Source organism: Ruegeria sp. CF4, from assembly GCF_056537345.1.
Map to the genome: position 1 here is coordinate 150452 of NZ_JBQFRJ010000005.1, position 17928 is coordinate 168379.

15 protein-coding genes are annotated in these 17928 nt (G+C 54.4%); 10 read left to right on the forward strand and 5 right to left on the reverse strand.

Annotation, left to right across the window (positions count from 1 at the left end; translation table 11 throughout):
- Positions 1-52: 52 nt before the first annotated feature.
- Genes ACR0NF_RS13025 through ACR0NF_RS13045 form a run of 5 tightly spaced genes read left to right on the forward strand, consistent with a single transcriptional unit; the run spans position 53 to position 4600 of the window.
- On the forward strand, positions 53-1192 hold the full coding sequence (locus tag ACR0NF_RS13025; protein ID WP_480472785.1) for an ABC transporter ATP-binding protein: 1140 nt from the start codon (positions 53-55) through the stop codon (positions 1190-1192).
- Positions 1193-1248: 56 nt separating this feature from the next.
- The gene (locus ACR0NF_RS13030) at positions 1249-2139 is read left to right on the forward strand and encodes an ABC transporter permease subunit (protein WP_480472916.1); all 891 of its coding nucleotides are present in this window, start codon (positions 1249-1251) and stop codon (positions 2137-2139) included.
- Complete coding sequence (locus tag ACR0NF_RS13035) at positions 2139-2951, forward strand: ABC transporter permease subunit (protein WP_480472787.1); 813 nt, start codon at positions 2139-2141, stop codon at positions 2949-2951. The genes ACR0NF_RS13030 and ACR0NF_RS13035 overlap by 1 nt, the downstream gene beginning before the upstream one ends.
- Positions 2935-3906 carry an agmatinase gene (speB, locus tag ACR0NF_RS13040; RefSeq protein WP_480472789.1) on the forward strand — a complete coding sequence of 324 codons (972 nt, stop codon included), beginning with the start codon at positions 2935-2937 and terminating at the stop codon, positions 3904-3906. The genes ACR0NF_RS13035 and speB overlap by 17 nt, the downstream gene beginning before the upstream one ends.
- 10 nt (positions 3907-3916) lie before the next feature.
- Positions 3917-4600 (forward strand): type 1 glutamine amidotransferase, encoded by a 684-nt coding sequence (locus ACR0NF_RS13045; protein ID WP_480778378.1) that lies wholly within the window; start codon positions 3917-3919, stop codon positions 4598-4600.
- 486 nt (positions 4601-5086) lie between these two features.
- On the opposite strand, the gene ACR0NF_RS13050 is transcribed toward ACR0NF_RS13045, so the two are convergent.
- The gene (locus ACR0NF_RS13050; RefSeq protein ID WP_480472793.1) at positions 5087-5998 is read right to left on the reverse strand and encodes a fatty acid desaturase family protein; all 912 of its coding nucleotides are present in this window, start codon (positions 5996-5998) and stop codon (positions 5087-5089) included.
- The gene (locus ACR0NF_RS13055; protein ID WP_480778379.1) at positions 5910-7241 is read right to left on the reverse strand and encodes a preATP grasp domain-containing protein; all 1332 of its coding nucleotides are present in this window, start codon (positions 7239-7241) and stop codon (positions 5910-5912) included. The genes ACR0NF_RS13050 and ACR0NF_RS13055 overlap by 89 nt, the downstream gene beginning before the upstream one ends.
- Before the next feature lie 117 nt (positions 7242-7358).
- On the opposite strand from ACR0NF_RS13055, the gene ACR0NF_RS13060 reads away from it, so the two are divergent.
- The 4 genes from ACR0NF_RS13060 to ACR0NF_RS13075 all read left to right on the forward strand — a co-directional run bounded on the left by ACR0NF_RS13060 (position 7359) and on the right by ACR0NF_RS13075 (position 14405).
- Complete coding sequence (locus ACR0NF_RS13060) at positions 7359-7943, forward strand: 2OG-Fe(II) oxygenase family protein (RefSeq protein WP_480778380.1); 585 nt, start codon at positions 7359-7361, stop codon at positions 7941-7943.
- A 694-nt stretch (positions 7944-8637) separates the two neighbouring features.
- A complete protein-coding gene (locus ACR0NF_RS13065) occupies positions 8638-9150 on the forward strand; it encodes a hypothetical protein (RefSeq protein WP_480778381.1) in 513 nt (170 codons plus the stop codon).
- Between the two features lie 847 nt (positions 9151-9997).
- Positions 9998-10570, forward strand: a complete 573-nt coding sequence (locus ACR0NF_RS13070; protein WP_480778382.1) for a carboxymuconolactone decarboxylase family protein — start codon at positions 9998-10000, stop codon at positions 10568-10570.
- 568 nt (positions 10571-11138) lie between these two features.
- The gene (locus tag ACR0NF_RS13075) at positions 11139-14405 is read left to right on the forward strand and encodes an adenylate/guanylate cyclase domain-containing protein (RefSeq protein WP_480778383.1); all 3267 of its coding nucleotides are present in this window, start codon (positions 11139-11141) and stop codon (positions 14403-14405) included.
- Here the strand turns inward: ACR0NF_RS13075 and ACR0NF_RS13080 are convergent.
- Both ACR0NF_RS13080 and ACR0NF_RS13085 read right to left on the reverse strand, forming a co-directional pair.
- The gene (locus ACR0NF_RS13080; RefSeq protein WP_480778384.1) at positions 14402-14776 is read right to left on the reverse strand and encodes a nuclear transport factor 2 family protein; all 375 of its coding nucleotides are present in this window, start codon (positions 14774-14776) and stop codon (positions 14402-14404) included. The genes ACR0NF_RS13075 and ACR0NF_RS13080 overlap by 4 nt on opposite strands.
- A gap of 241 nt (positions 14777-15017) precedes the next feature.
- A complete protein-coding gene (locus tag ACR0NF_RS13085; RefSeq protein WP_480778385.1) occupies positions 15018-15971 on the reverse strand; it encodes an SDR family oxidoreductase in 954 nt (317 codons plus the stop codon).
- A gap of 161 nt (positions 15972-16132) precedes the next feature.
- Between ACR0NF_RS13085 and ACR0NF_RS13090 the strand changes: the two genes are divergently transcribed.
- Positions 16133-17023 carry an AraC family transcriptional regulator gene (locus tag ACR0NF_RS13090; RefSeq protein ID WP_480778386.1) on the forward strand — a complete coding sequence of 297 codons (891 nt, stop codon included), beginning with the start codon at positions 16133-16135 and terminating at the stop codon, positions 17021-17023.
- Between the two features lie 172 nt (positions 17024-17195).
- Here ACR0NF_RS13090 and ACR0NF_RS13095 read toward each other — a convergent pair whose 3' ends face one another.
- Positions 17196-17921 (reverse strand): gamma-glutamylcyclotransferase, encoded by a 726-nt coding sequence (locus ACR0NF_RS13095; protein WP_480778387.1) that lies wholly within the window; start codon positions 17919-17921, stop codon positions 17196-17198.
- Positions 17922-17928 lie beyond the last annotated feature (7 nt).

Consider the following 17928-nt stretch of genomic DNA (forward strand, 5'->3'; position numbering starts at 1 on the left):
AACCCGACACGCGGGTTCCGGTCCGATGCAATTCACTCTTCAGGGGGCGAACATGTCAGAAGCCAGATCCGTAACCGAAACGAAACCTTGGGCCGATCCGAACGCGGAACCCTTCTTGCAGATCAAGAACGTGACCAAGATGTTCGGTCAGTTCACCGCCGTGGAAAACGTGTCGCTGGATATCTACAAGGGCGAAATCTTCTGCCTACTTGGCGGGTCCGGTTGTGGTAAATCCACCCTTCTGCGGATGCTCTCGGGGTTCGAAACCCCGACCTCGGGCCAGATCATTATTGATGGTCAGGATCAGGCCGGTGTGGCCCCTTATGCCCGCGAAACCAACATGATGTTTCAGTCTTACGCGCTGTTCCCCCACATGACCGTGGAAAAGAACATCGCCTATGGCCTGAAACGCGATGGTCTGCCCAAGGCCGAAATCGCCACCCGCGTCACCGACATGCTGTCGCTTGTGCAGATGGATCAGTTCGCCTCGCGCAAACCGCACCAATTGTCGGGTGGTCAACGTCAGCGGGTCGCGCTGGCCCGGTCGTTGGTCAAGAAACCCAAGCTTCTGATGCTGGACGAACCGCTGGGCGCATTGGACAAGAAACTGCGTGAAGAAACCCAGTTCGAACTGATCAAGATTCAGGAAAGCCTGGGTGTGACTTTCGTGGTTGTGACCCACGATCAGGAAGAGGCGATGACCCTGTCGAGCCGTATCGGTATCATGACAGCAGGCGAGATCGTCCAGGTCGGTACGCCACACGAGATTTACGAATACCCGCAGAACCGGTTCGTGGCTGATTTCATTGGTTCGGTGAACGTGTTCGAGGGCCGCATCACCGAAGACGGCGACGATCATGTCATCATCAGTTCAAAGGAAACTGGCAGCGACCTCTACGTCCCCCATGGGATCAGCGGTGTTCTGGGTCAGAAGGCCGCCGTGGCCGTGCGCCCGGAAAAGGTCATGATTTCCAAGGAAAAGCTACCGGATGTGCGCAACACATTGACCGGTGTGATCGACGAGATTGCATATATGGGCAACTCCTCGGTCTATCACGTGCGTCTGGACAGCGGTAAACGCGTGCGCGTCAGCCAGACCAACATGACCCGGTCCGGGGACGATCCGTTTGACTGGGACGAAAAAGTGCATCTCGGATGGGCCGGTAATGCCGGTGTTGTGGTGACGTCGTGAGCACCGAAGCCGATATCAATACCAAACTTCCGGGCGGTCGTTTCCTTGGCCGTATCCTGGAAAAGCTGGGCCTAGGGGGCCGCGGGTTGGTCATTGCCATTCCGACCTTCTGGCTGCTTCTGTTTTTTCTCATCCCGTTTCTCGTCGTGGCGAAGATTTCGCTGTCCGAGGCGGCAATTGCACGTCCGCCCTATCTTCCGATCTGGGAGTGGGATGACGGATTCCTGAACCTGACACTCAATTTCGGGAACTACCTGTTTTTGCTGGATGATCCGCTTTACCTCTCGGCCTATATCGAGTCGGTCAAGATCGCGGCGATTTCCACGGTAATCACGCTGCTGATTGGCTATCCCATGGCTTATATGATTGCGCGGTCGCCGGTCGACAAACGCAACATCCTGCTGATGCTAGTGGTGTTGCCGTTCTGGACCTCGTTCCTGCTCAGAGTCTACGCTTGGATCGGATTTCTCAAGGCCAACGGGATCATCAACAACTTTCTTCTGACCATCGGTATCATCGACGAGCCGTTGATCATGCTGCAGACCGATTTTGCCGTCTATGTTGGCATCGTCTATACCTACCTTCCGTTCATGATCCTACCGCTCTACGCCAACCTGGTGAAGCTGGACGAATCCTATCTGGAAGCTTCCGCCGATCTGGGCGCACGTCCAGCGACGACGTTTTTCACCGTCACACTACCCTTGTCGATGAGCGGAATCATCGCTGGCTGCATGCTGGTCTTTATCCCCGCAGTCGGTGAATTCGTGATCCCAGCGCTACTGGGTGGACCCGATACGTTGATGATCGGGCGGGTTCTGTGGAACGAGTTCTTCTCGAACCGTGATTGGCCAATAGCGAGCGCCGTGGCGATCGTCATGCTCTTCGTCCTGGTCATTCCAATTATGATGCTGCGTAAGGCGCAGGCCGCTGAAGAAGGAGCGAAATGATGAAACGCAAATCGAGATTTCTTCAGGTGACCGGGCTTTTGGGATTCATCTTCCTCTATGCCCCTATCCTCTCGCTGGTGGTCTTCAGCTTCAATGAAAGTAAGCTGGTCACTGTCTGGGGCGGCTTTTCAACCAAGTGGTATGGTGAGCTGCTCCGGGACCCGCAAATCCTGCAGGCTGCCTGGATCAGTGCCAAGATTGCCTTTCTAAGTGCAACTCTGGCGGTGACAATCGGGACCGTGGGGTCCTTCGTTCTGACCCGGTTTGAGAAATTCCGAACCAAGTCGATCCTCAGCATGATGATCACCGCACCTTTGGTGATGCCCGAGGTGATCATTGGTCTGTCGCTTTTGCTCCTGTTCGTCGCGATGGAGGGGCTGATCGGATGGCCCGGCGGTCGGGGTATGCTGACCATCATCATCGCGCACGCCACCTTCGGGGCCGCCTATAGCGCCGTGGTGATCCAATCGCGCCTTGTCGATATGGACATGTCCATCGAAGAGGCGGCGCAGGATCTGGGGGCCAAGCCGGTGCGCGTGTTCTTTGACGTGACCCTGCCGGTAATCTCTCCGGCGTTGGTGTCAGGTTGGCTTCTGGCCTTCACACTCAGCCTGGATGACCTGGTGATCGCCAGCTTCGTGTCGGGCCCGGGTGCCTCGACCCTGCCGATGGTCATCTTCTCGAAGGTCCGCCTTGGAGTGAGCCCGGATGTGAATGCACTGGCCACCATCATCATCGGCGTGGTGTCGCTGGGCATCATTGCCGCCGCGTTGCAAATCAACAGGAGCAAGAAATATGCCTCACACGGGTGATCAGGCCTTCCTGCGCAAGGAAACCACCAAAGGCCGTTGGCATGAGATGACTTATGGCGGCGTGCTCAGCTTCCTGCGTCGCAATTACAGCCGGGATCTCGAAGGGGTCGATGTGGCGGTGACGGGTGTTCCCTATGACAATGCCGTCACCTTTCGCCCCGGATGCCGGTTGGGGCCGCAGGCGATCCGGGCCGCATCGGTTCAACTGGCCGAACTCAAAGCCTTCCCATTCGGGTTCGACCAGTTTGATACGCTGTCGGTCGTGGATTACGGTGACGTTCATCTTGACCCTCATCATCCGGATACCGTGCGTCCTGCAATCGAGGCTCATGCTGACCTCATCATCGAAAGCGGTGCCAAGATGTTGACCTTGGGAGGCGATCACTCGATCGCCTACCCACTGCTCAAGGCGCATGCCAGAAAATACGGTCCGGTGGCGTTGATCCAGTTCGATGCCCATTGCGATGCATGGGACGATGACGGCGAGATGCAGGACCATGGCACCATGTTCCTGCGCGCCGCGCGCGAAGGCATCATCGATGTTGGCAAGTCCACCCAAGTGGGGCTACGCACCTTTAATGACGAGGACTTCGGCTTTGAAATTCTCACCAGCCCCTGGATTCACCGCAACGGTATCGACGCCGCGATCGAGGTGGCGCGAAAGAGAGCAGGCGATGCGCCGGTTTATCTGTCCTTTGACGTGGATGGCATGGACCCGGCCTTTGCCCCCGGAACCGGTACGCCGGTGTCCGGCGGCCTGGCGTCGTGGCAGGCGCTGGAATTCGTACGTGGCCTTGAGGGGTTGAACCTGATTGGCATGGACGTGGTCGAGGTTTCGCCACCCTATGACGTGTCAGAGATCACCGCGGTTGCAGCTGCCACGGTGGCACATGACTGGTTGTGCCTGCTTGCCAAAGCTGCGGGTGCCGAGGGCGTCGAAGTTGGGCGTGTCTGAGAGGCCGAACATGAAAATCGGGATATTACAGACCGGGCGCTCCCCTGATGAGCTCCGCGAAAAGCACGGCGACTATGACGACTTCTTCAAGAAGATGTTGGCCGGGCGCGGCTTCGACTTTGTGACCTATAAAGCGCTGGATGGGGTTCTGCCCGCGTCGATCCACGACGCTGATGGCTGGCTGATTACCGGATCGAAATTCGGTGCCTACGAGGGGCATGACTGGATTCCACCGCTTGAAGACTTCCTGCGCGATGTCTTTGATGCCGGAGTTCCCATTGTCGGGGTGTGTTTTGGTCACCAGATCTTAGCGCAGGCGTTGGGCGGCAAGGTAGAGAAGTTTGCTGGCGGGTGGTCGGTCGGCGCGACGGATTACGAGGTCACGGATGGGCCTAGTGAACGCATCCTGGCCTGGCATCAGGATCAGGTGACAGAAATCCCTGACCAAGCTGAGGTGATTGGCTCGTCAGATTTCTGCGCCAACGCGATACTAACCTATGGTGACAAGGCGTTGACCATCCAGCCACATCCGGAATTCACCTCTGCCTTTCTAACCGATCTGGTTGAAGCCCGGCGCAATATCCTGCCTGACAATATCGCTGAAGGCGCGCTGGCGCGGAACGAGGAAACGCTGACTTCCGACGGTTATGCCGACAAGTTCGAAGAGTTCTTCAAGCGAGACCGGACAAGGTGAAGTGAGCAGGAATGCCCGAATTGATTTGGACCACCGTTATGCTTGAGAGACGGGGGACCGAGAATGGCGAACAGGAGATACAAGCCAGAAGAAATAGTTCAGAAATTGCGACAAGTTGATGTGCCTGTCGGCCAGCGAAGGTTTCCAATTCGATAATGTCATAGCCAAAGGGAGCCTTGCTGGTCGGCCGCCGTTCATTCATCGAGCGGCGAAATATGACTGTGAGCCCAGACCTACCATTTTCGGCACAACGACGAATGATGGCATTCTATGCAGCTCTCTCGAAACGCATCAGTTCGAAAAGGTCATCGTTAGTTGCTGGAAGGGGGTGTTTTAGAAACCCAACGATCTACTATTCACGACGTGGTCGTGAGAACTCCCGTGCCTCTCAAAATCAATCAATTTTAAGGTAGTTCGACACAGCCAGATAGCCAGTCAAAGAGCTGAGGTTTGGATAAACTAACATCCATCCACTAAGAAAGCCGTCTACTTAGACGCAGAGATTTCGCGCAAAACGTTAAAGTGAAAAGCCAAATAAGATCTTTCTACCTTGCGTTTGGGAACCAGATTTTCCGCCCAAATCGCTCGCAAGCGTCGAGACGGAATTCCCGGATATGCATGATGTTCAGCATGATAATTTGCCTCCCAAATCAAGTATCTAATGACAGCGTTACTCTGGACGCTTCTCGTTTCGAACTGTCCGTCAGAATATTCTCCACAGCCATAGTGTTCTGATAGGCTAAAGAATAATATTGCTGTGGGAGCAAGTAGAAGCGGAAGCCAGTAGATAAGCAGCATTGTAACAGGGAAGAAAACCGTACTGACGATTGCAACAATCAAGAAAACAAAAATTGTTAGTCGCGCAACTTTTGCACTTTTTAGTAGACTATGAGACGGCTTGAAAGGAAAATCCGCGCTCTTCGGGCTGCACACCAACTTTGAAAGAACCGCTGGCCAATACCATACGCCACTCATTCTGTAGAAATACTCCCGCAGAGAAGTAAACTTATGTGGTGGATCAGTATCGTCGGCTTTGCCAATATTGGCATGATGAGCCAAGTGTTTGGACTTGAATAGTCCGTAGTTTATTAGGAGTGGCGTGCACCAAAATACTCCAAACGAGCTTTCATCACGCCACCTTTTTGTGTGGACACTGTGCACACATTCGTGGGCCGCATTCAAGAAACCAGCAAAAATTGTGGAGTGTAGCACAACTACAAAACCAGACACATAGATCATTTCCAGCCACAAACTCAAAGTGCTTGATAAAGCGTAGATTACTCCAATTCCAAACCACCTTGGCATCTTGTTAACCTTCTGATTCCACTGGCTTAGGACAATACACATGTGCATCATACAAGTGTTGAAGTTGCTCGCGGCTAGAAGAAACAAACACATACTCAACAAGCGACAGATTGTTACTCTGACCAGTTAAATCCAAAACACCTTCAAAATTTGAGTTTTCAAACTGGGCACTGGCTGCAAGTTTTGATCTGCAAGACTCATCATCCCTTCTCTCGCCGCGCCACGAGCGCAAGAAGATCTGCCGTCCATCATTTAGCTCGCTTAGCCGGGTCGAAATTGCATAGAGTACTGTTCCCCCGCCCCATCTGCCGTTGAATTCTGTCGCCTTTAGTTGGCCGCTCCGGGTAAGTATGAAGTCAACATTGAGCTTACCGGAGTAGCCGAGCTCAAGCGCAAAGTTCGCAAGCTTCGTCCCCATTTCCACAGCTTTTTGCCCATGTTGCGTGTCAATCTCTGCCGGAACAGTCAAACCAACGTACTCACCAGCCCTTGAATCTCTAGCGGATGGGCAGAAGTGGACCTCTCCGATATGCTCAAGCTGTGACCCGCGCCTCTCTGATATGTCGAACTCCACGTAGTAAGTGCGACATTCTTCATGATAGACCTCAACTATGACTTCACCGTGAAGCGCTGGTCCGAGACGCCGTTGCAACATTTCTGTACTTAATTGAGAAGAACTCAAATCAACGACTTCCGTGACCCCGGGGCTGTAGGTCGGGGCGTTAGAAAACACATAGTTTCCGGCACCAGTGCTTCCATCGTCCGCTTTAACGATAACATGGCCTGTTTCTCTGAGTAGTTCAGAAATTGTTTCCAAGACCACGTCAATCGAAGAGGCAACTCTCCCATATGGGATTTGCACGTTCATTCCTGAAGCAATAGCACGAAAAATCGACTTTCGATTTAGCAGCTTGTGACCAGAGTTGAGTGCGAAATTCAGAGCTTTAACATCCGAGCAACCGACCTCACGGAAAATCTTCGCGATACCAGTTGAGAAGTAGCAAACATTTAGATTATCGAAAGACGCACCCTGGATATGGCGAACAAGAACTTCTTTTACCTCGAGATTGCGCAGCATCGCATCAGAAATAGTAAGGACTTTGCTAGAATCTGTTAGCTGGGTGTATTCCACTGAATTTTCTGGAAAGCACATACATCGGGCAATGTAGTCTGTGTGCTTCGGACTAATCCGGCATGCTGTTACATAGATATCACCCGGCTCAGCCATCCAAGCATTTCGAAGTGCTGATGCAAGCAGGCTTTCCGTTATGCGAGAAGAGATAGCTCCGCTCATCATCTCTTCGGTTCCTGCATTGCATATGTGCAACCGCGCCATTGAAGTTCTGCCCCGTCAAAAAAAGACTCTGATTAGAAGAATTGTGCTAACATTTTGGAAGATTGAATGTGAGAAGTCAGTCCGTCAACCGGACGAACGATTGTGAATTGGAGGACAATGAATAGCAAAGATGAATTCGTCGCGAAAGGCGCGACGGTCGTGCAATTCGAACAACTGTTTGACAAAGATGAATTTTTTAGTATTGCTGAATGTCTCGACGACGTAGAAGAAAAACACGTTTGCGACGGCGATGCGGGTGATACTCACTCAATCTATGTGAGGCGGATTGTTACCGACCCGATCTATACCGACCCACAGTTTACTTGTGCAGCGTCAAAAGTTTTTGTTGATGTGGTCTCTTCGGACCGATTTAAAATTGGAATCCGAGACGCCGTTGGATTTAGAAAGTCCGCGGAGCTTCGGCGATGCCAATCGCACAGGATGACCAAGGGATCATTCGTAGGAAGGCACCGAGACGCGGATAGCAACCCGGCGTACAAATTTGCTGTGATTTTACAGATAGGTCATTCCTTTAAAGGTGGTGAGTTCAAAGTGCATCAGGACGACGGAAAATCGTCTTCGTTTGCTCCGGAATATGGCACTGTAATAATTGCAGATTGCCGCCGGGAACATGAGGTACTGACCGTGACATCTGGGGAACGCAAGTCCATCGTTTGGTTTTTCTCCGAGAAGTCAAATTAATGGATATAGCGCTTGGTTCACGACTAATTCGCTCCGAGAGAGTACTTTCGGTACAGGACTTGGAGCAATTCGAAGCTCTTTTCTCCGAAGTGCCCGAATCTGAAATCTCAAACGGCGATGATAAAGACATCAAAATATATGTTCGTAGGCTGATTCACTGCCATCCCGGCGAAAAACCTGCCCCAACTTTGCCTATCGTCGCTGCAAAAGTCCTGAGCATTCTATCGGGCGTGCTTGAAAGACTATCGGTCCCGGACTGTGCAGAATATAACGTTCGCAGATGCCAACATCACCGCTTGCCAAGTATGGGTTCGATAGGCCTTCACGTTGACAAGGAAAGCGATCCAGCAAACGAGTTCGCTCTGATAGTACAGCTTTCAAGTGACTACGAGGGCGGTGACTTCATTGTTCATCATCCGACAGAAGGAAAACAGACGTTTTCGACGGTCCGAGGTGATATTCTAATTACGCCATGCTCGCTCCCGCATGAGGTCAAAACTGTCGTGCAGGGCGAAAGACAAACTTTGAATTTCTTTATGTCTAGGTCCTCGGGTCCAAACGTTAGAGACCCACAAGAAGCATGCACACGGCCAAACTGCAAATGGTGTGGAGATCATTTGAAATCCAATTTGAGCTAAGAAAATCATACCGACAGTCAACTTGTCATTCGAAGCGAAAGTAGAAAGGAACGGAAATGCTGGAAAGTGACCCAAATAACCTTGCAACCGTACACGTACATGGCAATTTGCTGCGCGGTGTCTGGTGGGGCAAAGAAATCCCGGGCTGCATAGTCGTGCGCCCCAGTGGACCGGAAAGAGACGAAATAGCGTTTATTGTGCGTCAGGTTCGTATCGATGGACCATCCGTGGTGCGCTTCGATACTCAAGACAGAGCTACGGATGTTGGAAGAAGCAGTGATGATACTTGTGAACCGGTCATAGTTCTCAACGCAGGTGAAAAGTCTGACGGGAATGCCGAGACCTACGGTTCGATTGGAAACTTGCCGGGTTTTGACAACGCAATTCTCGTTTATCAACAAGCTGCCGAGGAACACATCGCGATCCAGCTTGAGGAGGACGGTCCGTTTGTGCCGTTTTTAGAATTCAGGGACTCAGTCTCTCGCGGAGACATTATCGCTCCATTTCTAAGCCCCGGTACGGACGCACACTGCCTTACCGAAGCTACCAGAATTCAATGGACTGGGTAAAGTCAGTTGCGTTACGCTGAACACTTAAAAATGCAACTTTACGGGTGATCAGTAGCCACTCTCCCAGAGCTGAAGTCTATTCAGAATGAGTTTGTAGTTTCCGGCTTACAGATCATCGTTTTTAACTCTGACACGGCGTGACGACAGAAACGGCTCACGCTATTTGAAGCGCAACATTTGCCTAAGTATCGAGAGGTACGAGGGATCTTTGATCATGTGGATCATAAGATGGCAGTTTGGACCCAATACCATGAAGTCATCCGGTACTTAGTAACGCCGGGTTTCACCTTCCACGGGACCGCGAAGGTGTCGGGCGTGGTGCAGATATAGCGGTGTGTCTTCAGGGCAGCCGTTGAAATCATAGTCAAGCTTTGGGTCTAGGCCATAGCAATCGCAGATCATTGATTTCGTGTTTAGCACGTCACTACGGACGTTTGGTGATCGCTCAATACTCCGACGGTTGATATGCCGCCTAGTTTCTTCAATATCTATTCCTTTTGCCTCGTCTTATGACCTGAGCCCCTAGTTTCCTCCATCTCACGGAGAGTCCCTGGGTTTGGTTTGATGGCCTTACGCGGCCATTTTGTCCATCATTGTTTTCTCCGCAAATTCTCTCGGCGTCAGGTTGGAGCTCAATCCATACTATGAGGACTTACGAGAACGGCTCAAATGAAATTGCCTTTAACCAAACGACGAACATGCTGGGGTCTCGTTAGGCAAACCTGCCGTTCGTAGTGTTCCAACGGAAATTCTGTGCGGAACCCGGATTTGCGTTAAGGTTGCGTAAACAACGTTAGTTCCTCATTTTGAGACGAAGTGATCCAAAGCAAGATTGAAAGAGAATTGAATGAAACGCCTGTTTCCATCTCTGCCGGAGAACGCAACACTGGGAAGTGTCTATCAAGCCTTTCCAGACAAGCTTTCTCCGCTTTGCGCGTACGAAAGCCTTGTGATGAGGGGCGAGAGCGACCTCTCGGTTGCTGAACGTGAACTAATCGCAGCTTATGTCTCTGGCTTGAATGCTTGTGCGTATTGCCATGGTGCGCACATCGTTTTCGCCAAAGCCTACGGCATTGAGGTCGAGACAATCGAGGCACTGATGCAAGACCGCGATACGGCACCGGTCGAGGATCAACTCAAACCGTTACTAGCATACATTGAAAAGCTTACTGTCTCTCCATCCCGAATGACGGAAGCAGACGCAATAGCAGTCTACGCGGCAGGCTGGTCAGAGAGCGCGCTGTTCGATGCTATCCAGGTCTGCGGTGTCTTCAATCTCGTGAACCGCTTCATAGAAGGTACAGGTGTTCAAAGCCCTGGCAACGACCCAAGACAAGCAGACGAAGCCACATTGAACCGATATCGCAGTGACAGCTTCTATACCGATTTCGGACGGGAGAATGGCCTCGACATCCCTTGAATTGATGTTGTTCGAACTCTCGAACCGCTCCGAAAGGCTGGTCCGATATCGCGGCAGAAGCGTCCTCCGCTCTCGGGGATAAATCAATCGTCGGATCAAGTCGGCGCATTCATTTAATGTTGGTGGATCCACGCTCAAGACTCAACGATCCATCCTGCTTTTCGTAGATAACCCATTTTCTGATAAGGTTTTTGGAAACTTGTGGGCTTTGTAAGGGGAGCGAGTTGCTTAAGTTTGACGCTGAGACAACGAGATTACTTGAAATCGCCTATCAGGGCCGTCCCCAAAGCCGCGATCTATGCGCGTTAACTCCATGCTGCGGACGCTCCAACGGCGGCAGAGAGCTCATTTGTGATCGATTGAGTGCGGTGTGTTAACCAACGCGAACGATGATAAACCGACCCATCGCCGTGCGAGCGATGGAACTCTTGCTGCCCAAAGCGAGTCATTGGAAAGACACACGTACGATTCGCGCACCGCATCTAGTTCGTCACCTATCGGGAGGCGGCGACATATTTTCGTGCGTCTGCTATTGTCGCACCGGGTTTTATCCTCGGGTGTTTTCCGGATGTCGATCACTGAATGGCTTAGGGAGCTTGGTCTAGACAGGTACGTCGCGATCTTCGAGCAGAACGCGATAGACATCGAAACGTTGCCTGAATTGACCGACGCGGATCTGGCCTCAATCGGTGTACTGCTTGGTCACAGGAAAAAGATTCTCAAGGCAGTCAACGAGGCCGCCGCGATAGCGACCGAGGTAACTCCGTATCGTGCCGGAGCGGCTATTGGCCAAAGACGACAGGTCAAGGTGTTGTTCGCTGATTTAACGGGCTACACGCGGCTTTCAGCACGTCTGGACCCGGAGGAGGCACACAAGCTCTTGAACAACTACTTCGCCGCCGTGGACGCGGTCGTCGAGAGCTACGCTGGGAGGGTCGATAAGCACATCGGCGATTGTGTCATGGCCGTCTTTGGCGCACCGATCGCTCACTCCGATGATCCTGAACGGGCGCTGCGTGCAGCGTCAGAAATCCACGATGCAATGCGCGAGCTGTCCGATAGACTAAGTCTCGATCTAAGCGCCCACATCGGGATCGCCTCCGGTCAGGTTGTCGCCAGTCGGACGGGCAGCGAGCAACATGACGAGTACACGGTAACCGGCAATACCGTGAACTTGGCCTCCCGTCTCGACGGCATAGCGGCGCCTGAAGAGACGCTGGTTTCTGAATCGGTCTACCGAGCGACCTCGCAGATTGCTGATTTTGTTTCCCGGGGCGAGGCGTCGGTGCAGGGGTTAGATGCGGCAGTTCCGATCTGGGCCTTCGAGTGTTTCCGAGAATCGCAGCAAACGGATTACGCAACGACCTTTGTTGGCCGCGCCGCTGAACTACGCCAGCTCACGTCAATCACCGAGTGCGTCCGAGCGGACGGCTCCGGACATATCGTGTTGTTACGCGGCGAGGCTGGGACCGGAAAAACGCGGCTGACCGAGGAATATATTGGGATCGCCGACGCACAGGGTTTTACAACTCACCGAGTACACATTGTCGATTTTGGCGCAGCCCGTGGCCCTCGCGTTCTGCGCGACCTTGCCTCGACCCTGTTGGGATTGCCGCTTCAGACAGACGCAGCAGAACGCCACAAGATGCTTGACCAGATTCTCGTTGACGGGAGCGCCGCCACGGAGAATTTGGTTTTCTTAAACGACTTGCTTGATCTACCACAGCCCAACCACTTGCAGCGGATCTATTCCAAGATGCCGAGCGATGAACGGCTCGCCGGCATCGGCGTGACGCTTGGTGCGCTTATCGCAGCGCAGGCCGCACGGGCGCCACGGCTAATTGTTATGGAGGATGTGCACTGGGCGGAACAGGCAACGATTGACGTGCTCTCTGGCTTGGCAGCGGATCTGGCCTATTGCCCGGCAATTCTCATGCTGACGAGCCGGATTGAGGGGTGGACACTTTCCCCCGATTTTGTCCGGTTCTTCCGAGGCTGCCCGATAACGTCGATCGAGTTGCAGCCGCTGCGAGAGGCAGATGCGGTTCAGCTTGCCGAAGCCTTGGCCGATGGGCCTGCCATCGACCTCGGGCAGTTGGTTGAGCGTGCGGAAGGAAACCCGCTCTTTCTTGAGCAGATGATGCGTAACCTATCCCACGTTCAGAGCACAATTTTGCCGGATACGATCCACGGCCTTGTGCTGGCACGGATCGACCGGCTTCCGGTTCGCGATCGCGAGGCGATCATGGCGGCATCGGTCCTCGGAAATCGCTTTGAACTATCGGCGCTTCGCTATCTGATAGGGAAACCTACCTACGAATGCGAGACACTCATCCGGCATCGGCTTGTCAGGCTCGAGGGTGAGGAACATCTTTTCGCCCATGCCCTGATCCGTGAAGGCGTCAATGCGTCGATCCTGCGCGACAGGCGACGCGAACTTCATCTGCGTGCAGCCGAGCACTATCGAGCCAGCCATCTGATCTTGCATGCTCAGCACCTCGACTGCGCAGATTCGCCTGAGGCGTCGGCCGCTGCTCTGGCGGCGGCGCAGGACCAAGCGGCGCGAGTCCGCTACGAAACCGCAATGCAACTCGCCGCGCGCGGAAGTGAGCTCTCAACGGGTCCAGAGCAATACGATCTGCAAATGCTGCTGGGCGATCTGTCGAGGCGCCTCGGCAAGACCGACCAGATGATCGAAGCATATCGCGCCGCCCATGATGCCGCAGATAGCGGAGCAGAACGATCTAGGGCGCTTATCGGGATCGGCGAGGCGCAACGCATCGCTGAGGCCTACGACGACGTGCTCGATACGCTTTCAAACGCGCTTCGCGAGGCGGGCGACGCGCCTCTCCTGAACGAGCGCGCCCGGATTTGCCAGCTTAAGGCAGGCGTGCATTTCGTACGCGGCGACACCGCAGCTGGTCTTGCCGAGAACCGCCGATCGCTGGATCTCGCCCGGCAAGCGGGATCCCGGGAACTAGAGGCGCAGGCGCAGGGCAATCTGGGTGACGCCGAGTTTGCCGCAGCGCGGATGATCTCGGCCCACGCACGGTTTGATGATTGTGTTTCTCTTGGCCGTGAGCACGGCCTCGACGACGCGATTGCGGCAAATCTTGCGATGCGCGGCCAGACGTTGCTCTTTCTCTGCCGTACAGAGGATGCCCTCGCGGACTGCGAGGAAGCGCTGCAGCTGGCAAGATCGCACTTCAATCCGCGCGCCGAGGTGGTGGCCCTACTGGTCGGTATCTACACGTTGGAGCTCTTTGACATTGCGGCAACCAGGGACTGGGCGCTGAGCACCATCGATGTCGCAAAACGGATCGGCTCGGTAAATCTCGAAAATGTTGGCCGCGAGTATCTCGGCCGCGCGACTGCGCTCCAGGGCGACCATGCTAAGGCAGAACGCTTGGTTGTGAGCGCGGTTGACGCATTTCACCAGTCAGAGTCCAGCATGCGCTTCCTCGGCGGGCGGGCGCTTGGCAGCCTCGCGCTCGTCACCCGCGACGGTGACCGTCAGCGAGAGATCCTGGCGGAGGGAGAGGAACTCGTCGTGCAAGGCGTCGGTGCACACAATCCGCTCTGGTTCTATCGTGACGCTATCGAGGTGTCCCTCGATCTCAGGGATTGGGACGAGGCCGACCGGTACGCCGAACAGTTAGAGATATACACCAGCGGCGAACCTCTGCCGTGGAGCCGGTTCTTCGGCGAACGTGGTCGCGCCCTCGCTCGCGACGGGCGCGGCGAGGATGTAAAGGCACGCCTCCGAACTATACGCGCCGAGGCGCTCGCCATAGGATTTACGCATGCCGCCGCACGGATCGATGCATCCCTCTAAAACGCAACCTTCCACTGCTCGGTATCGATGTACCATCGCTCCTCGATCACCAAGTCATCGGTGCCGAACCTGAACAATACCGCACATTGCGAACCGCCCGGTAGCTTGTCTGAAGTGAACTCCACGATGTTCACGATCTCGTTTTCACCGGGGCAGTAGCGTAGATCCTTAATGTCGAAGCCGGGCGGCAAAGCCTCTCCAATCCGGTCCAGCGCAGCCCTGAATGCCGTACGGCCTTGCAACACATTCTCCTGTCCGGGCAGCACGAAAATCATCTCTTCCGCGTAGAATCCGGCGAGCTTGTCCATGTCTCCTTCCGCAAGCGCCGCCCAGCTTGCCTTAAGGTTTTCCAGTTGCTTCTCTGCCGACATTGAAATGCTCCTTCCCTCAGAGTCGCTCTTCTGGCAAGCATGCTATCACGATTGGGTCTGGTCACGGAGGTCGCAAGTCTGGACGCATACCTGCCGCGTGGGTGGTGATGTCACCGGAACGAACGAATGGCCGATCTGACGGGCCGCACCGCAGCATCTTGGGCGGTCGGTGAACGGCAGGATTGGGCCGGTTCAAAAGCGACCCTCACGTAGGGCGGCGGTGAAACTTTGCTATTCTGGGTCAGGGGCTCCACTCGAACCCGACGGCTTTTTCGGACTCATCCCAAAGCCGTGTCATGACGGCTTTATCATAGGCGTGAGCGTTTAGTGTGCCCTTGCCGACCGGGCCGACCGCTTCCATGCGGCCTGTTGGGCCGTAGAGTGCGCGTTGCTCGGTCAGGGTCTCTTCGGTCGCACACATGACCTCAGGGTACGAGCCTTGTTCTGCAGTCTGAACCATCGGTGTCTTGGTCAGCAACCACCAGATGAAGCGCATCGTTCGGCTGCCGCTTGTTGTGATCAGAGAGGTCGCCGATGAGCCAGGATGGCAGACGAAAATCTCTACATCTTTGCGCAACGCAGCGGCCAGCCGGTCCTGCAATTCGTAGGCAAACATCATCTGCGCGAGCTTGCTCTGCGAGTAAGCAGTGTTTGCGCCGTAGCCCTCGTCCCAGTTCATATCGTCGAACTTGATGGTCTTGAGACCCATATTGTAGCCGAGGCTGGCGACGACCACGATCCGGCCCTTGCTTTCGGCGATGCGGTCGAAGAGCAGGCCATTGAGCAGAAAATGTCCGTAGTGGTTGGTGCCAAGTTGGCTTTCGAACCCGTCTACAGTCAGCTTGCGCGTCGGCACCTGCGCGATGGCGGCGTTATTAATCAGCGCGTCGATGCGTGGTACTGTCTTCAGAACCTCTTCGGCGGCCTCGCGCACGCTATCCAGTACGGACAGGTCCATGCGAATGAAGCTCACATCGGTTTCCGCGCCGAATTCCCGTTTTAGGTCTGCTATTGCGGCCTCGGATTTCTCGGCCGAGCGGTTTAGCATCACCACCTTGGCGTTCTTCTTTAAAAGAATGCGTGTGGCTTGAAAACCTGCGCCAGCGTTTGCGCCGGTGATGATGTACGTTTTGCCTGACTGGTCGCCGAGGCGCTCGGGTGTCCAACCTTTGGGTCCAAGTGTCGTATCTGCCATTTTCTGTCTCCTGCCAGCCCGGGCTGGCGGTTCACGGTATCGTTGCTTGAAAGTACAGATAGAACCTAGGCAGGCACGGAAACAGGCGATATCCTCTCGATTAGTTGCACAATCGTCCCATCTACATTGCAAAAATGAAAGTTCTCTGCTAGCTAAAAAGCATGAGCAAAGAACACATCAAAGTGCTAGTCGAGCGCCATCTGCCAGAGGCGGGCCTTTTCGATATCGCGCTTCAGGGTGTCCAGCTTTTTCGGGTGACTGAGGCAATGCCTTGCGTCCCTGCCGTCTACGAACCCACGGTGGTGGCCATTCTAAGTGGGACCAAAGAAGCTGTGCTGGACGGTGAGCACCACGTCTATGCCAGCGACAAATATCTGCTGTGCCCAATGACCCTGCCGGTCGAAGCGGGTACGCCAAAGGCGTCTGAAGAAGATCCTCTACTCGGAGTGGTGATCACTTTGGATCCACGAATGATGCGCGAGCTCAACATGGAGATCGAGACGGCTGCCGGTGGCAATAGACAGTCTCGGGGCGAAGCGCCGTCGGCTTTGGCTTTTGCGTCTTGGGATGCGGGGTTCACGCAGGCTTTGTTGCGGCTCCTAGAGCTGCTCGACAATCCGGTTGATCTGGAGGTCCTAGGACCGGGGCGATTGCGCGAGTTGTGTTATGCGGTGCTCATGGGTGAGGCCGGGGCCGCCGCAAGGCGTGCCTTTGGTGTCGGCAACGAAATCGCGCGTACCATCGACTATCTCTCGAACCACCTGAAGGAACAGGTTACCATCGCCGATATGGCAGACCATGTGGGTATGAGCCGCGCAGTCTTCCATCGGCGGTTCAAAGAAGCCACGACCATGTCCCCGATCCAGTTCATCAAATCGATGCGCCTGAACAACGCTGCGATGAAAATCGCCGAAGGAAAGACCGTATCAGAGGCGGCCTGGGATGTGGGATATCAAAGCTCTTCTCAATTCAGTCGCGAGTTCAAGCGAATGTACGGACAGTCACCCCGGCAATGGAGCCACGTGGCGCAGTTGTCCGAACGACTGAACTAAAGAGCACCTGCCATTTCAGGCGCGTAGTGAAGGTCCGGAAAGCGGGCTGCGACTGCAGCATACTGTTCCATATTTGAGTGCCCGGTTTGAGTCGCCCTTGTTTTGGCCGCGCTACCCGGAAGGGACGAGTATTACGATCCGTCTAAGGAGACCAATGAGTCCTGATCTACATTTATCGATGCACAAGGGCGCGATCTAGTAATTGACGCATTTCGCGATCTTCAATTTCCAGTTCGTTCAAGTGGCCGACGAGGGAATGGAGATAGTCGAAGTTCGAGCCAAGACCGCCTTCGGCTACCGCAATCATCTTTGCCGCTTCTTCTTGGTCGAGGTTCGGCAGGTATCGACGGTTGCTTTGATCCATAACGAACACCAGGGCTTCCACCGAACCTTGCAGCGTATCGACTTCTAGGAAACGCGGCTCATAAGCACCGGCAAACATTTCGCGATGCCACAGAAACTTTGTTTCCTGATCTACCAGACCCGCTGCTATTCTGAAGACAACACCGTCACATTGCCCGCCGTCATCCAACGCGGCCATCAGCCCCGGACGGTCGTGGCTGCCACGCCCGCCTTCCAAGCGCATACAGAAGCTGCGGTGCCAGCCTTGAAGAAGTCCGCGTCGATACTCCGCTACATGCACGGCTGGGTCCCAGATGAGCGAGCCATAGGCAAACACCCAAAGGTCCGTCTTCAAGCGGCCGGCAAGGATTTCTTGCCGATTGGCCTCGCGGTCCTCATGGCTCATGCGCCACCCCGGTGGCCAACCTTCTTCCAGCGCTTGTGCGTCGAGTTCAGCGAAACGTTCGTACCCGAACCGCATCTCGGACGTATCTGGTGGCGTAATTCTTCCACGCAAAGCGGGCGCATGTCTAAATACATGATCTGGAAACGGCATCGAGCAC

What these genes read in the sequence shown, in the direction of transcription:
- ACR0NF_RS13025 (WP_480472785.1), top strand. Translation starts at nt 53, where the DNA reads ATGTCAGAAGCCAGATCCGTAACCGAAACGAAACCTTGGGCCGATCCG.
- ACR0NF_RS13035 (WP_480472787.1), top strand. Translation starts at nt 2,139, where the DNA reads ATGAAACGCAAATCGAGATTTCTTCAGGTGACCGGGCTTTTGGGATTC.
- speB (WP_480472789.1), top strand. Translation starts at nt 2,935, where the DNA reads ATGCCTCACACGGGTGATCAGGCCTTCCTGCGCAAGGAAACCACCAAA.
- ACR0NF_RS13045 (WP_480778378.1), top strand. Translation starts at nt 3,917, where the DNA reads ATGAAAATCGGGATATTACAGACCGGGCGCTCCCCTGATGAGCTCCGC.
- ACR0NF_RS13050 (WP_480472793.1), bottom strand. Translation starts at nt 5,998, where the DNA reads ATGTGTTTGTTTCTTCTAGCCGCGAGCAACTTCAACACTTGTATGATG.
- ACR0NF_RS13055 (WP_480778379.1), bottom strand. Translation starts at nt 7,241, where the DNA reads ATGGCGCGGTTGCACATATGCAATGCAGGAACCGAAGAGATGATGAGC.
- ACR0NF_RS13060 (WP_480778380.1), top strand. Translation starts at nt 7,359, where the DNA reads ATGAATAGCAAAGATGAATTCGTCGCGAAAGGCGCGACGGTCGTGCAA.
- ACR0NF_RS13065 (WP_480778381.1), top strand. Translation starts at nt 8,638, where the DNA reads ATGCTGGAAAGTGACCCAAATAACCTTGCAACCGTACACGTACATGGC.
- ACR0NF_RS13070 (WP_480778382.1), top strand. Translation starts at nt 9,998, where the DNA reads ATGAAACGCCTGTTTCCATCTCTGCCGGAGAACGCAACACTGGGAAGT.
- ACR0NF_RS13075 (WP_480778383.1), top strand. Translation starts at nt 11,139, where the DNA reads ATGTCGATCACTGAATGGCTTAGGGAGCTTGGTCTAGACAGGTACGTC.
- ACR0NF_RS13080 (WP_480778384.1), bottom strand. Translation starts at nt 14,776, where the DNA reads ATGTCGGCAGAGAAGCAACTGGAAAACCTTAAGGCAAGCTGGGCGGCG.
- ACR0NF_RS13085 (WP_480778385.1), bottom strand. Translation starts at nt 15,971, where the DNA reads ATGGCAGATACGACACTTGGACCCAAAGGTTGGACACCCGAGCGCCTC.
- ACR0NF_RS13090 (WP_480778386.1), top strand. Translation starts at nt 16,133, where the DNA reads ATGAGCAAAGAACACATCAAAGTGCTAGTCGAGCGCCATCTGCCAGAG.
- ACR0NF_RS13095 (WP_480778387.1), bottom strand. Translation starts at nt 17,921, where the DNA reads ATGCCGTTTCCAGATCATGTATTTAGACATGCGCCCGCTTTGCGTGGA.